We start from the raw sequence: 13,524 nt of genomic DNA, 5'->3' as shown, positions 1-13,524 counted from the left end.
AAGAATGCCCCATATTAGCGACGAAGAACTCGAACAATTGATCCCCGCGGAGGAATTGTCCTTTCGTTCGCCTCTTCCGACCCGGATCATTGCGAGCACCGAATATTTCCCCGAGCCGCAAACGGCCAAGCAAAAAGCGGTCGAGGTCCGCCTGAAGGCTGTCGGCGCCGAGCGCGCCGCGAAGCTCGGCCTCAGCCGCCGCAAATTCTTCCAGACCGCCGCCGGCATGGCGACCGCCTTTGCCGTGATGAACGAGGTTTATGGCAATATCTTTGCCGTCTCCGAGGCCGAGGCGGCCACGCCCGAGCTCGCCGACGAACTCCGCGCCAAGCTCGCCAGACAGAATGTCTTCGACGGCCACACGCACTTCCTGCGCGAGGACACGCGCCTCACCAGCCTGCTCCGCATGCGCCAGGCCGTCGGCAAGATGGGCTGGAACGGCGATCTCGCCGGCAAGGAACAGACGATCGAGAGCCTCCAGTTCGCGAACTATTTCAAGGAAATCTTCCTCGACAGCGACACGGTCGTCGCCACGATCAGCAATTCACCGTCCGAGGTCGAGGCCGACTGGTTCCTCACCAACAAGATGGCCTTCGATGCGCGTGACAAGGTCAATGCCTTTGCGGGATCGAAGCGCATGTATGCCCATTATACCTTCAATCCGCACGAGCCGGGCTGGCTCGAGGGCATCGAGCATGCGCCGGCGTTCGCTCCGGTCGGCTGGAAGGGCTATACGATCGGCGACAACACGAACAAGAATCTGGCCAAGCCCTGGCGCCTCGACGACGAAAAGCTGATGTATCCGGCCTATGAGCGGATGTTGAAAGCCGGCGTTACGCAGATCTGCATCCACAAGGGCCTGTTTCCGCCTTCCCTCGAGCAGAAATTCCCCACGCTCGCCGGATATGCCGACGTCAGCGACGTCGGCAAAGCAGCAAAGGATTGGCCACAGCTCCAGTTCGTGATCTTCCACTCCGGCTATCGCCATGTCGGCGACCCGAACTGGACCCCGGACATGGCCATGGCCGAATGGGAGCGCACTGGCCGCAGTTCCTGGGTCACGGACCTTGCCGAGATTCCCGGGAAATATGGCGTCGACAATGTCTATGGCGACCTGGGGCAGATCTTCGCCTATACGGCAATCGCTCAGCCGCGCCTTGCCGCCGCGCTCATGGGCACGCTGGTCAAGGGGTTGGGCGCCGACAAGATCCTCTGGGGTACCGATGCCGTCTGGACCGGCTCGCCCCAATGGCAAATCGAAGGACTCCGCCGCCTCGAAATTCCGGAAGACATGCAAAAGCGCTTCGGGTTTGCACCCTTGGGGCCGGCCGACGGCCCCATCAAGCGCGGCATCCTCGCCGAGAACGGCTACAAGCTGTTCAAGATCGATCCGAAAGAGACGCGCCGGGACAGCGACAAGGTCGCCATGATCAAGGCCGACTATATCAGGAACGGCCCCAATCCCAGCAATATGCGCTATGGCTATGCGCGCCGCGCCTCCGCCTGATCGACGGATCGGGCGACGGACTCTCGCGCTGGCCAGCTAACCTGCCGGGACGATCAGGAACACTGAAACAGGGCGGGCGGGGCGGCATGAAGTTACTGGGGAAATTGTGGTTCCAGGTGGTGATCGGAATGGTCGCGGGCGTTCTCCTCGGCCACTTCGCGCCCGATATCGGCGAGAAGATGAAGCCGCTTGGCGACGCCTTCATTGCCCTCATCCGGATGATCATCGGGCCGGTCGTCTTCTGCACCGTGGTCCATGGCGTGGCGAGCATCAACGATGCCCGCCGTGTCGGCCGAGTCGTGGCCAAGTCGCTGAGCTATTTCATCGCCGTCACCGTCTTCGCGCTGCTGTTCGCGCTCGTCGCGGTCAACATCTGGCAGCCGGGCGCCGGCATGAATGTCGACGCCACCACCATCGATACGAGTTCGATCGCCACCTATACCCAGAAGGCGCACGAGACCGGCCTCGTCCCCTTCTTCCTCGGCATCATCCCGACGACCTTCGTCGCCGCCTTCGCGCAGCAGGATGTGCTCCAGATTCTCTTCGTCTCCCTGCTGTTCGCCTTCGCGCTCGGCCGCCTGGGCGAGAAGGGACAAGGCCTGGTCCGTGTGGTGGAGACACTGAACGGCGTCTTCTTCAGGATCGTCGGCTTCATCATGTGGGCCGCGCCCATAGGGTCCTTCGGCGGCATCGCCTTCACCGTTGCCAAGTTCGGGCTCGGCTCGCTCGCGGCCCTGGGATCCCTGATCGCCGAATTCTATCTCGTCTCGATCGTTTTCGTTCTTATCGTCTTCGGCGGCATCTGTTGGATGGTGGGGATCAACCTCTTTCGCTTCATCGCCTATTTCCGCGACGAGGTGGTCGTGGTCGCCGCGACGACGTCGACCGAGACGGTCCTTCCGCGCCTCATGGAAAAGCTCGAGGATCTGGGCTGCGACGAGGCAGTGGTCGGTCTGGTCGTCCCGACGGGCTATTCTTTCAATCTCGACGGCACCTGTCTCTATCTCGCGACCGCAGCCATGTTCCTCGCCCAGGCGACGAACACGCCGATGAGCATCGGCGAGCAGCTCGCGCTGATGGCGGTCCTGCTCGTCACGTCCAAGGGGGCCGCGGCTGTCCCCGGCGCCGCCTTTGTCGTCCTCGCGGCGACACTCGGCACGCTCCATACCATTCCCGTTGCCTCGATCGCGCTCATACTTGGCATCCATCGTCTCATGGCGGAGGCGCTCACGCTGGTGAATCTGCTCGGCAATGCGCTTGCCGCGATCGTCATCTCACATTGGGAAGGAGCCCTCGACATGACAAAATTGCGTGCCCGTCTCGGTTGAGCGAAGACCAAATCCAGCCGCTCGGCATGGGTTGTAAAACCTAAAAACCTTGTTTAATAGGTTTTATCGACTCCTGGAGAAGCTGAACAACAAGGGAGAGGGGTATGTCGGCCTCACATTCTATGCTTTCGCTCAGCCAGTCCATGGCGGAGTGGCCGGTCAGTATCTGGATCGGCGAGACCGGGTGGGTCATTCCCGTCGTCCAGAGCGTTCATATTCTCGCCATTGCGGCCGTCATGTCGTCCATAGCGCTGATGAACCTGCGGCTGGCGGGCTTCATTGGCCGCGGCCAATCCGTTCGTACCATGGCGGCCTGGTTCCTTCCGTGGATATGGTGGGGGCTTCCCGTTCTGCTTGCGACCGGTCTCATCATGGTGGTCGGCGAACCGGAGCGCGAACTCACCAGTGCCTATTTCTGGAGCAAGATGGCGATGGTCGTCATCGTCTCCGGGGCAACGCTCTGGCTGCAGAACAGCCTGGACGACTGCGCGTTCAGCGAAATGCCCGGGAGAAAACGGCTGGTCGTACGCTCAACGGCGCTCGTCTCGCTCGTCTTCTGGGTCGCCATCATCTTTTGCGGTCGCTGGATCGCCTACGGCTGAGCCGGTCCGAGAAGAGAGGATAATCAGAAATGTCGCTCTATGGTCTTTGCGCCTGGATCGAGGCACAGCCCTTCGCGGTCGCCATCGCCGAATCCGACTGGATGTTCCCGGCGATCGAGACGATCCATGTGCTCGCCCTCGTTATCGTCATTGGCACGATTGCCCGGCTCGACCTGCGCTTGCTTGGGGTTTCGCGACGAGACGTCGGTGTACTTGAGCTTTCAGCTGAGACGCTGCCCTGGACCTGGGGCGCGTTCGTGCTTGCGGCGATCTCGGGTACGCTGATGTTCTGCTCGGCCGCGACCAAATATTACGACAATATCCCGTTCCGCATCAAATTCCTGCTGCTGGCGCTCGCGGGGGCCAACATGGCCTACTTCCACCTCACCGCCTACAAGACGGCGCAAAACTGGAACCATGATATCCCGACGCCGCGCGCCGCGCGCGTGGCCGGATCGCTTTCGTTGCTCTTGTGGACCTTTGTGGTCTTCGCTGGCCGCTGGATAGGTTTCGTCTGACCTCTCAGGGATTGGAATTGGGCATGCGCTCGTCCGGGAATTGCTGCGGCGCGCGCCCGTTCCAGATCTTGTCGACCTGAAGCGCCGAGGCGACCAGCAGCTTGCCGCCGAGATTCTGGTCGCCCAGGGTGTCGACCCGGAGCAGTGCCTCATAGGACTCCGCATTGCCCGCCATCGTCGCCATGGCCTCCAGGTTCGCCCGATGGGTGACGAAGTCGGATGCCTGCATGACGGCTGCATCGCGCGTACCCGCGATGATCACCACCGAGGTGTTCACCGGCCCGGGAAAGCGGCTGATATAGGCATAGTCCATACGTGGCTGATCATCGTCGCTGCGATCGGGAGAACCGGCATAGGTCCGCCCCGTCCTAAGGTCGACGAGCACGTCATAGGAGTTGCCGACCTTGAAACGCGACCCGTTGAAGACAGGGCTGCGCAGCCGGCCGAGGCCGCTCAGATAACCGAGATAGACGATGTTCTGGAGCCGCAGCATGCCAGGCGTCAGGTCGGATGCCGAGACCACCCTGGGGCGCTCGCCCGTATCCATGATCGGCAGAATGTCGCGCAAGCCCCGCGCCACGCCGATCGGATAATAGCGGAGGCCCACATCGACATAACGGCCGGCGAGGCGCGGATCCTCCATGATCCTCTCGTCGAGATCATAGCGCGAATTGACCGAGAACTCACGGACGAGCCGTGACACATTTCCACTCTGGTCGGCCTCGCCGAACATATAATAGTCGCCGAGCACGATCGTCGTCTGATGCCTAGGTGCGAGCGCGGCCGCCCAGAAGGGGGCCTGGCGCACTTCCTCGAGTTGTGTATGGGCGATGCTCTGCCGCGGCAGGAACAGCCACGTACCGATCGCCGCGGTCGAAAGCGCGATCGCGACGCCGCTCGCTATCAGCGAAAACCGATGCCGCCATGCTGCGCGTCCTGGCGCCTCCATCGCCCCGGCCTCGGACGATGTCGGCCGTAGCGCCACCACCGAGAGCCGATATTCGCCTTTCGGAATGACCAGCCTCTGGTCCTGGTCGGAGCAGCGGTCAGCATAGAATTCATCGAGTTTCTTGCGCAGGCGATGGACGTTCACCCGGACCGACGCGTCCTGGATGGCGTCGACCGACTTGTCCTCGCCGAAAACGGCGCACGCGACTTCGATTTCCTTGGCCGGACGGCCGGCGACGCTCGTCTCCTCAAGGAAATCGAAAAGACGAATGAGCGTCGCGGACCGTCCAAGCGCATCCTGCGTGCGCACCTGCTGCGCCAGCCTCCCCAATTCGTCATTCTTATCGTTCATCGCTGCAATCTAGGTTCATGCCCTGAGGTTGTCGACAAGCCCACCCGGCGCTGGGACGACCTCTGCCTCCGGTCGCACGTCCTTGCGACCATTTTCGTTGACCTACTGTATAGGGTCATATAACCTAGAATAATAGGCATTTCAGATAGGGAAGGATGTGCGTTCCATGGAGGCTGTGGAGAAGCTGCTGGCGGGGGGACGGGCCGGTATCGCGGCAAGGATCCTCGTGACCCTCGCCTTCTGGATGAGCGGCATCACGAAGCTTCTGTTCTGGCAGGCCGGCGTTGGCACGATGACGCGTTTCAACCTCACGCCTCCCGACCTCTTCAACGCCGGCACCATCGCCCTTCAGCTTCTCGGTAGCGCTCTCATCATCACGAACACGCGCGCCTGGATCGGTGCCCTGATCCTTGCGTTCTTCACCCTCGCGACGATCCCCATCGCCCTTCCTTTCTGGACGATGCACGGACCGCCCCGCGGCATCGCGCTCGACCGTGCCTATGAGCATCTCTCGGTCATTGGCGGCCTCCTTGCGGTCGCCATTCTCTGTGCCCGCGAGAAGCGATCGACCAGCTAAGCGCGTGCCATGGCTGTTCTTCCTCGCGCTCCGGGTGCCGCTTGCAAGGCGATGGCAGACGAGGATAGCGAGGCGCTCTTCGCCTGCGCTGAACATAGCGGATCGCTCTGCACGGTCGTAGGGATCGACGGGAGCTGGTCGCGCCGCCTTGGCGCGCAGTTGGCGGTTCTGCCCGATGGATCGACCCGGGGCTCGCTCTCCGACGGTTGTCTCGAGGCGGCGATAGCGACCGAGATCGAAGTCGACCCGCGAACCCGCCTCTGGCGCATCGGCAAGGGGTCGGAGGTCATCGATTTCCGGCTTCCCTGCGGCAGCGGGATCGACCTGCTCCTCGAGCCGAGGGTCGACCATTCCGCCGTCCGCCGCTGTGCCGCCGAGCTCACCGCGCGCCGGCCCGCGCGCCGTATCATCCGTGTCGAAGGCGGCCCGCTCGTCGAACGCGCCTATATCCCGAGCCCGCGATTGCTGGTGCTGGGGAGGGGGCCGGAGGTCTCGGCGCTCGCCCAACTCTGCGAAGCGGGTGGGGTCGAGTGCGTCATCGCCTCTCCTCTCGGAGATTCCGCCGGCGACGGCAGCCTTGCCATGGGACAGCCGCCCAGTCATGCGATCGACGATTTCACGGCGATCGTCGTCCTGTTTCATGAACATGAATGGGAGCGTGGAATATTGCCTTGGGCGCTCGCGAGCCGGGCCTTCTATGTCGGCGCGCAGGGCGGCAAAAAAACCCGGGAGAACCGGATCGAGGTGCTACGCACCTCGGGCTGCGACGAAGCGGCTATTGCTCGCCTGATCAGTCCCATCGGGCGTGTCCATGGCGCCAGGACTCCGGTGCTGCTCGCGCTTTCGATCCTGACCGACGTCATGTTCAGTTTCGAGGCGCTGCGGCCGCCGCTGCGGATCGTCGGGGGATAGGCGCGGTGTCGCCTCATTCCGCTGGCTTTCCCGGTCGCGTCATCCTTCCAAATGCCGTCCGCCTTCTCAGGAAAACAGCCCGGTTCGGCCGAGATCGATCGATATCCGACGGAGCGCTGGCAGGAATTGCGAGCGCAAAACCGCGGGCGAGATTCGAGACGCGGGGGTCCCGATGTTGAGCGCCGCCACGACCTCGCCGCGCTGGAGCACCGGCATCGCTATCGAGCGTAAGCCCATTTCCAGCTCCTGGTCGACGATCGCGAAGCCTTGCTCGGCCACCTGAGCGAAGATGGCCAGTAGCGCGGAGGGGCTGGTTTCGGTCAGCTCGGTCAGCGCCGCAAGGTCGGTTCGATGAAGATAAGCCTCCTGTTCCGCGCGTGAGCGCGCGGCGAGCAGGACGCGTCCCATCGATGTCGCATAAAGCGGAAGCCGGCTGCCGGCGCGAAGTGCGATCGACATGATCCGCGAGCTTTCGGCACGAGCGATATAATAGACCTGATCCTCCTCCTCGACGCCGAGGGAGCAGGATTCCCCGATCTCGTCGCGGAGCGAATCGAGCATCGGTTGCGCGCGCGACGCGAGCGGGCTCGACGACAGATAGGCATAGCCCAGCGCCAGCGCCTTGGGCCGCAGGACATAGCTTTGCCCGGTCTGCGCCGCATAGCCAAGCCGGACCAGTGTATGCAGGCACCGCCGCACCGCCGGGCGGCTCAACCCCGTCTCGCGCGACGCTTCTGCGATCGTCATCGGCCGCCGGCGCTCGGCGAAGCATCGCATCACCGCCAACCCTCTTGCCAGCGATGTCATGAACTCGGGGTCGCCTTCAGCTTCGAGCATCACATCGTACCCTTTGTAACCGATAATCGATTAATAGGCCGTTTATCGGTTGACTCAAGTCCCGGAAACGCCGGAAGGCCGGAGCACGCAACATTCGCAGGATTGATGGAATGATCGACAAGAGCCTGGCCAATCTCGAAGCCGCGGTTGCCGATATCGGAGACGGCACGTCGGTAATGATTGGTGGTTTCGGCACCGCCGGTATGCCCGACGAGTTGATCGATGCGTTGATCGCGCATGACGTCCGCGACCTTACCATCATCAGCAACAATGCCGGCAACGGCGAAACCGGCGTCGCCGCGCTGATCAAGAAAGGGCGGGTCAGAAAGATCATCTGTTCCTTCCCGCGGCAGTCGGACTCGCATCATTTCGATGCCCGTTATCGCGCACGAGAAATCGAGCTTGAGCTGGTTCCCCAAGGCAATCTCGCCGCGCGCATCCAGGCGGCTGGCGCCGGCCTCGGCGCGATATTCACGCCGACCGGCTTCGGCACCGAACTCGCCGCTGAAAAGGAGACGCGGCGGATCGATGGCCGGGACTATGTACTCGAATATCCGATCCATGCCGACTTCGCGCTGATCAAGGCACGCAAGGCCGATCGCTGGGGCAATCTCGTCTATCGCAAGACAGCCCGTAATTTCGGACCGATCATGGCCATGGCGGCCAGAACCACGATCGTGCAGGTCAGCGAGATCGTACCGCTCGGGTCGCTCGATCCCGAGGCAGTCGTGACCCCCGGCATCTTCGTCCAGCGCGTCGTCGAGATCGTGCCTTCGCTCTCCATGGCCGTTTGAGGACCGAGAAACATGAACCGTCTCACCCGTGATCAGATGGCCGCCCGCGTCGCCCGCGACATTCCCGAAGGCGCCTATGTCAATCTCGGCATCGGCCTGCCCACCAAAGTTGCCAACTACCTGCCTGTCGGCCGCGAGATATTCCTGCAGAGCGAGAACGGCCTGCTCGGCATGGGGCCGGCACCTGCGCCCGGCGAGGAGGATCCGGAGTTGATCAATGCCGGCAAACAGCCCGTTACACTGCTCCCCGGCGGTTGCTATTTCCATCAGGCGGACAGCTTCGCGATGATGCGCGGCGGGCATATCGACATCTGCGTGTTGGGCGCGTTCCAGGTGTCGACGCGTGGCGATCTCGCCAACTGGCACACGGGCGAGCCGGAAGCGATTCCAGCGGTCGGCGGGGCCATGGACCTCGCGATCGGCGCCAAGCGAACCTTCGCGATGATGGAACTCTTGACCAAGCAAGGCGAGAGCAAGCTCGTGGAGCATTGCTCCTATCCGTTGACCGGCCTTGCCTGTGTTTCGCGGGTCTATACGGATCTCGCCGTGTTCGACCTTGGCCCCGGCGGCGCGTCGGTGGTCGAAATGGTCGATGGTGTCGATCTCGAAACGCTCCGCGCGCTCACCGGCGTTCCGCTGGAAGAGACGGTTCCAGCATGACCGCCGCCTTTCTGTGTGACGCGGTGCGGACGCCGATCGGGCGTTTTGGGGGAGCATTGGCGCCAGTGCGGCCCGACGATCTCGCGGCCCTGGCCATCGAGGCCTTGCTGGCGCGCAACGTCTCGCTCGACCGCGAGGCGATTGGCGACATATTTCTCGGTTGCGCCAATCAGGCCGGCGAGGACAATCGCAATGTCGCCCGGATGGCGGGCCTGCTGGCCGGCCTGCCGACCAGCGTTCCGGGTACCACCATCAACCGCCTGTGTGCGAGCGGCGCCGACGCCGTGGGAACGGCGGCGCGGGCGATCATGGCGGGCGAGATGCAACTGGCGATCGCCGGCGGCGTGGAAAGCATGACGCGCGCACCATTCGTTATGGGCAAGGCGGATGCTGCCTGGTCGAGGCGCGCCGGACTCGAAGACACGACGATCGGCTGGCGTTTCGTCAATCCCCGGATGCGGGCGCTGCACGGCACGGAATCGATGCCCGAGACGGCGGAGAACGTCGCCGATGCCTATGGGATAAGCCGTGAAGATCAGGACCGTTACGCCGTGCAGAGTCAACGCCGCGCGGCAGCCGCGCAGGCATCGGGCTATTTCGCCGAAGAGATCGTTCCTGTCAGGATCGCGACGCGCAAGGGAGAAACGGTCGTTGCCGCAGACGAACATTTGCGACCGGAGACGTCGCTTGAAGCGCTCGCGACATTAAAGCCCGTCGTGCGCGAAGGCGGCACGGTTACCGCCGGCAACGCGTCGGGTGTAAATGACGGGGCAGCCGCGATGTTCGTTGCGTCTGAAGCGGCCGCCGTTCGCCATGGTCTTCTCCCCAGGGCACGGTTTCTCGGCATGGCGACCGCGGGTGTCGCGCCGCGCGTCATGGGAATCGGACCGGTTCCTGCCAGTCGGGCACTGATGGCGCGGCTTGGCCTCTCGATCGGGGACTTCGATCATATTGAAATCAACGAAGCGTTCGCGAGCCAGGTGATCGCGTCGCTACGCGAACTGGGCGTCGATCCGGCCGACGATCTCGTCAATCCTCATGGCGGTGCGATCGCACTGGGCCATCCACTTGGCATGTCGGGGGCGAGGCTGGCGATGACCGCGGTGCACGCGCTCGAGCGCGGTGGCGGCAAGCGTGCGCTCGTGACGATGTGTATCGGTGTAGGGCAGGGCCTGGCTCTGGTACTGGAGCGCGTATGACGTCGCTTTCTCCAGGGCGGTTCGCCTCCCGCCTGGATTGCGGGTACGAGCATGCGCGCTTTCTTCCGCCGCCCATTGCCTCGTGAAGGCCATTTCCGATGCAACGGGCTGCTGTGACGCGATCATGACAAACTCATTGCCACGCGCGGCAGCCCTGTCGCGTGGAGGCCGATCAAGCGCTCGGGGATCTTTCCGTCAGGAGCGATGGGGCTGGGGCGCCTACTAGCTCGCGTCGATATTGTCGATCGAAGCGCCCTCGGCGTCTTCCATGCCGACGCCGCGTCGGCCGTGGGGGACGGCGAACCTTGCCACGATCCCCATGGCGTCTCCGAAATGCGAGGGACATTTTCAGATATCTCGTGGCTTCGTCGCTGGCCGATGGTCAGCCCATGACGAAGCGCCACCCGGACCCGACCATCCCTGCCGTCCTGTCGATTGTGCATGAGGCGCCACCACGCCCGGCCGACGAGGCCCGCCCCTTCGAAGAGGGGTTGAGGATCAATGGCCGGGTGGTGGGGACACAAGCCGCAGCGGCGATTTTGGCCGGCGGCCTGCCGTTCCGACCATCGACCTCCTTCTATCGCCCCTTCAGCTGACCTGACGCATCGGGGAAGGCAGCGCCGCGTCGGCCATGTGGCTGCGAACGAGGTCGATGAAATCGGTATGAGGTTTCGTTAGCTGGCACCCGGCGCGCATCGATATGCCGATCGACGGCACCGTCATGAGGGGGTCAAACCTGATGGCGCGAAGTTCGGGGTCCTGGTGTTGCAACTCGTACGACGTCATCAGCGTGAGGCGATCGCTGCGTTCGATCAGATGGCGGACGACAGGAAGCGCGCAGGTGACGATGGATGCCTTTGGACCGCCCGTCCCCGCGAACAGGTGATCATAGCATGCGCGGCGGCTGGAGCCGGGCGTGCCGATGACCCAGGCGTAATCGAACAGGTCCTTGAACGTCACCCTGCCTTTCCGGATAAGCGGGTGCCCTCGCCGCGCGACGATCAGATAAGGGGTTTGTGCGAGCGCCTCGCTGGTCAGCTTCGCGTTCTCCAGTTCCGGCAGCAGGCCGATGACAAAATCGACGTCGCCGACAAGCAGGCTGCGCGACATCGCCGCGGCACCGCCGTTCACGATGCGAATATCCGCCTTGGGATGCAGGCGCAGGAAATCGTCCAGCACCGACGCCAGCAGAACACTGCCGCCGAACGGCATGGCACCGATGACGAGCCGGCTGCCGCCATCGTTCTTCAGAGCCCGGACTTCCTCGATGCCCCATTCGATCTCCTGAGCGGCAAGCCTAAGCCGCAAGCCCAGTTTCTCGCCGGCGGGACTGGCGATGACGCCGGCGGCGGTCCGATAGAGAAGGGAAATCCCAAGATTCGCCTCGAGTGCCTGAATCGACTTGTGCAGAGCAGAGGTCGATATCTTGAGGGCCTCCGAGGCTCCGTGAAAGGAGACATGCTCGATGGTGGCGGTCAACGCGCGTATCTGCGGGCGTGTGAGGCGGTTAATGGCGGCCTGCCGCGCCGCGGGCGGTGCCCAAGGCCCGACTTCGGCAAGTGCCTCCCCAATTTGTTCGAAGAACCGGCTGACTCGGGTGTGAAAAATCTCCCCAAAGCGGTTTAGTTGGGTCCCCCTCGGCAGGCGGTCAAGCAGCGACACGCCCACCGCGCCTTCCAGTGATGACAGGGAATAGGTGATTGCGGGTTGCGATAGGCCGCAGCGTTCCGACGCCATCCTCAAACTTTGAGAGCGGCCAACTTTCTCAAATGTGCCAAGCTGACGTAGCGTGATATCGCCAGCAAGTTTCGAAATATTGTCTGTTGGCATTGCGTCTCTCCTGCCGCAATTGTCCATTTATTATTGTCGTTATTGAATCCATTTTTGTCGATCATCGACAGGCATAATTATATACTATTGGTGTTCGAGCATCTCGGTGTGCAAATGCATCTCAATTCCCGCTCAAAAATACCGCGATCAACCCCGCTTTCGAGGAGTTTAGGCGGTGGATCAGTGTTCGTCTGCCGGTGTTCCCGCAACTCACTGTTCACGCGGATTGGACAATCGGCAGGCCTGTCCCGGGTACCGCGCGGGGAGCAGAAGTGAATGCTTGCCACGCTTATCTATCGCCGCTGCCCTCGTATCGGTGGCACAGCGATGCGGGCGTGCGACGAAGCGGCACGCCATGACATCATGGACGAGGATCCAATGTTGAAGCGCTTTTCGTGACGAACCTGCTGACACGGCTGTTCGTCGGAACACAGAGCAGTGGCCCGGACGGCGGAATCTTCGCTGCCTGGCTGGACGAGGCAACGGGCCGGCTCTCCGCGCTCGGTCCGGTTGCCGATGTCGAGCGGCCGACCTGGCTCGTCACGGATCCGCAGCGGCCCATCCTCTATTCGGTCAGCGAAGTCGGGAATGCGGGCGATAAGGAAGGGCAAGTCCTGAGTTTCGCGATCGGTGCCGAATGTGGGCTGCGGGCAGTGAGCCGCACGGAAGCGGGCGGCGGCGGGACGACCCATCTCACACTGGCCCCCGACGGCACGGCAATCTTCGCCGCCAATTTCGGCGGGGGGCAGGTCGCTGTCTTTCCGGTCGGCGGCGACGGCGCGGTGGCGCCCTATTCGTCGATCCGGCAGCAGACGGGCTCCGGACCGCATCGGCGGCAGCAATCGGCGCATCCGCATGGCGTCACGCTCGATCCCACCCAACGCTATCTGCTGGCGCCAGACATGGGGGCGGACCGCGTCTTTATCTATTCATATGATGCGGTTACAGCGACACTTGCCGAGGCGGGGCCCTCCGAGAAATTGCCGGCCGGCTCCGGTCCGCGATTGATCCTTTTTGGCCGTGACGGGCGCTTCGCCTATCTGCTGACCGAATTGTCGGCCGAATTATTTGCGTATCGCTGGGACGAGCGTGCGGGCCGTCTCACCCGGATCGGACGCACGCCGCTGGATGAGCCCGGGGCTGATGGCGATCGCAGCGCGGCTGCGATCACGATCTCCACCGATGGCCGCATTCTCTACGCATCCAACCGGATGACGGACGAAATCCAGGTCTATGCGATCGTCCCGGAGACGGGGTTGCTGAGCGAGACCCAGCGGATCGCGGCCGGTGGCGCCACGCCCTGGAGCATGGAAATTTCGCCGAGCGGGCGGTGGATGGTGGTCGCGAACAAAGGCTCAAATCTGCTCGCCGTATTCGGGGTCGACCCCGGAAGCGGCAGGCTGACCGCAGTCGAGAGGGGGCTCGCGGTTCCAGCACCGACCAGTATCGCGTTCGCCTGA

Annotated in this window: 14 protein-coding genes; 11 read left to right on the top strand and 3 right to left on the bottom strand. The window is 63.1% G+C overall.

Annotated elements, in window-relative coordinates:
* The first annotated feature begins 4 nt into the window (after positions 1 to 4).
* From AC1RT8_RS23380 to AC1RT8_RS23365, 4 genes are all read left to right on the top strand, one after another.
* Positions 5 to 1,507, top strand: coding sequence for an amidohydrolase family protein (locus tag AC1RT8_RS23380; protein ID WP_493078814.1), 1,503 nt, complete (start codon positions 5 to 7; stop codon positions 1,505 to 1,507).
* Between the two features lie 86 nt (positions 1,508 to 1,593).
* Positions 1,594 to 2,835 carry a C4-dicarboxylate transporter DctA gene (gene dctA, locus AC1RT8_RS23375; RefSeq protein ID WP_493078813.1) on the top strand — a complete coding sequence of 414 codons (1,242 nt, stop codon included), beginning with the start codon at positions 1,594 to 1,596 and terminating at the stop codon, positions 2,833 to 2,835.
* A 122-nt stretch (positions 2,836 to 2,957) separates the two neighbouring features.
* A complete protein-coding gene (locus AC1RT8_RS23370) occupies positions 2,958 to 3,437 on the top strand; it encodes a DUF6644 family protein (protein ID WP_493078812.1) in 480 nt (159 codons plus the stop codon).
* 29 nt (positions 3,438 to 3,466) lie between these two features.
* Positions 3,467 to 3,955 carry a DUF6644 family protein gene (locus tag AC1RT8_RS23365; protein WP_493078810.1) on the top strand — a complete coding sequence of 163 codons (489 nt, stop codon included), beginning with the start codon at positions 3,467 to 3,469 and terminating at the stop codon, positions 3,953 to 3,955.
* Between the two features lie 4 nt (positions 3,956 to 3,959).
* Here the strand turns inward: AC1RT8_RS23365 and AC1RT8_RS23360 are convergent, their stop codons facing one another.
* Positions 3,960 to 5,255, bottom strand: coding sequence for a hypothetical protein (locus AC1RT8_RS23360; RefSeq protein ID WP_493078808.1), 1,296 nt, complete (start codon positions 5,253 to 5,255; stop codon positions 3,960 to 3,962).
* Between the two features lie 166 nt (positions 5,256 to 5,421).
* On the opposite strand from AC1RT8_RS23360, the gene AC1RT8_RS23355 reads away from it, so the two are divergent.
* Both AC1RT8_RS23355 and AC1RT8_RS23350 read left to right on the top strand, forming a co-directional pair.
* Positions 5,422 to 5,832 (top strand): DoxX family protein, encoded by a 411-nt coding sequence (locus AC1RT8_RS23355; RefSeq protein ID WP_493078806.1) that lies wholly within the window; start codon positions 5,422 to 5,424, stop codon positions 5,830 to 5,832.
* A 9-nt stretch (positions 5,833 to 5,841) separates the two neighbouring features.
* Positions 5,842 to 6,744, top strand: coding sequence for an XdhC family protein (locus tag AC1RT8_RS23350; RefSeq protein ID WP_493078804.1), 903 nt, complete (start codon positions 5,842 to 5,844; stop codon positions 6,742 to 6,744).
* A gap of 66 nt (positions 6,745 to 6,810) precedes the next feature.
* On the opposite strand, the gene AC1RT8_RS23345 is transcribed toward AC1RT8_RS23350, so the two are convergent.
* Positions 6,811 to 7,581: an IclR family transcriptional regulator domain-containing protein gene (locus AC1RT8_RS23345; RefSeq protein WP_493078802.1), complete on the bottom strand. Its 771-nt coding sequence runs from the start codon at positions 7,579 to 7,581 to the stop codon at positions 6,811 to 6,813.
* Positions 7,582 to 7,691: 110 nt separating this feature from the next.
* Between AC1RT8_RS23345 and AC1RT8_RS23340 the strand changes: the two genes are divergently transcribed.
* From AC1RT8_RS23340 to AC1RT8_RS23325, 4 genes are all read left to right on the top strand, one after another.
* Positions 7,692 to 8,375 (top strand): 3-oxoacid CoA-transferase subunit A, encoded by a 684-nt coding sequence (locus AC1RT8_RS23340; RefSeq protein WP_493078800.1) that lies wholly within the window; start codon positions 7,692 to 7,694, stop codon positions 8,373 to 8,375.
* Positions 8,376 to 8,387: 12 nt separating this feature from the next.
* Positions 8,388 to 9,035 (top strand): 3-oxoacid CoA-transferase subunit B, encoded by a 648-nt coding sequence (locus AC1RT8_RS23335; RefSeq protein ID WP_493078798.1) that lies wholly within the window; start codon positions 8,388 to 8,390, stop codon positions 9,033 to 9,035.
* On the top strand, positions 9,032 to 10,234 hold the full coding sequence (gene pcaF, locus AC1RT8_RS23330; protein WP_493078797.1) for a 3-oxoadipyl-CoA thiolase: 1,203 nt from the start codon (positions 9,032 to 9,034) through the stop codon (positions 10,232 to 10,234). Before AC1RT8_RS23335 ends, pcaF begins: the two co-directional genes overlap by 4 nt.
* A gap of 389 nt (positions 10,235 to 10,623) precedes the next feature.
* Positions 10,624 to 10,830, top strand: a complete 207-nt coding sequence (locus AC1RT8_RS23325; protein WP_493078795.1) for a hypothetical protein — start codon at positions 10,624 to 10,626, stop codon at positions 10,828 to 10,830.
* Here AC1RT8_RS23325 and AC1RT8_RS23320 read toward each other — a convergent pair.
* The gene (locus AC1RT8_RS23320; RefSeq protein WP_493078793.1) at positions 10,823 to 12,064 is read right to left on the bottom strand and encodes a LysR family transcriptional regulator; all 1,242 of its coding nucleotides are present in this window, start codon (positions 12,062 to 12,064) and stop codon (positions 10,823 to 10,825) included. The genes AC1RT8_RS23325 and AC1RT8_RS23320 overlap by 8 nt on opposite strands.
* 395 nt (positions 12,065 to 12,459) lie before the next feature.
* Here AC1RT8_RS23320 and AC1RT8_RS23315 point away from each other — a divergent pair, with 395 nt between their 5' ends.
* A complete protein-coding gene (locus AC1RT8_RS23315) occupies positions 12,460 to 13,524 on the top strand; it encodes a lactonase family protein (RefSeq protein ID WP_493078792.1) in 1,065 nt (354 codons plus the stop codon).

The sequence above is a fragment of the Sphingomonas sp. GW821-FHT10F11 genome (assembly GCF_058809095.1).
This window is presented reverse-complemented; position numbering and strand designations above follow the sequence as displayed.

Excerpts from the sequence above, each read along its gene's own strand:
- AC1RT8_RS23365 (WP_493078810.1), top strand. The coding sequence starts at position 3,467 with ATGTCGCTCTATGGTCTTTGCGCCTGGATCGAGGCACAGCCCTTCGCG.
- AC1RT8_RS23380 (WP_493078814.1), top strand. The coding sequence starts at position 5 with ATGCCCCATATTAGCGACGAAGAACTCGAACAATTGATCCCCGCGGAG.
- AC1RT8_RS23340 (WP_493078800.1), top strand. The coding sequence starts at position 7,692 with ATGATCGACAAGAGCCTGGCCAATCTCGAAGCCGCGGTTGCCGATATC.
- dctA (WP_493078813.1), top strand. The coding sequence starts at position 1,594 with ATGAAGTTACTGGGGAAATTGTGGTTCCAGGTGGTGATCGGAATGGTC.
- AC1RT8_RS23370 (WP_493078812.1), top strand. The coding sequence starts at position 2,958 with ATGCTTTCGCTCAGCCAGTCCATGGCGGAGTGGCCGGTCAGTATCTGG.
- AC1RT8_RS23335 (WP_493078798.1), top strand. The coding sequence starts at position 8,388 with ATGAACCGTCTCACCCGTGATCAGATGGCCGCCCGCGTCGCCCGCGAC.
- AC1RT8_RS23360 (WP_493078808.1), bottom strand. The coding sequence starts at position 5,255 with ATGAACGATAAGAATGACGAATTGGGGAGGCTGGCGCAGCAGGTGCGC.
- AC1RT8_RS23345 (WP_493078802.1), bottom strand. The coding sequence starts at position 7,581 with ATGCTCGAAGCTGAAGGCGACCCCGAGTTCATGACATCGCTGGCAAGA.
- AC1RT8_RS23325 (WP_493078795.1), top strand. The coding sequence starts at position 10,624 with ATGACGAAGCGCCACCCGGACCCGACCATCCCTGCCGTCCTGTCGATT.
- AC1RT8_RS23320 (WP_493078793.1), bottom strand. The coding sequence starts at position 12,064 with ATGCCAACAGACAATATTTCGAAACTTGCTGGCGATATCACGCTACGT.
- AC1RT8_RS23350 (WP_493078804.1), top strand. The coding sequence starts at position 5,842 with ATGGCTGTTCTTCCTCGCGCTCCGGGTGCCGCTTGCAAGGCGATGGCA.
- pcaF (WP_493078797.1), top strand. The coding sequence starts at position 9,032 with ATGACCGCCGCCTTTCTGTGTGACGCGGTGCGGACGCCGATCGGGCGT.
- AC1RT8_RS23355 (WP_493078806.1), top strand. The coding sequence starts at position 5,422 with ATGGAGGCTGTGGAGAAGCTGCTGGCGGGGGGACGGGCCGGTATCGCG.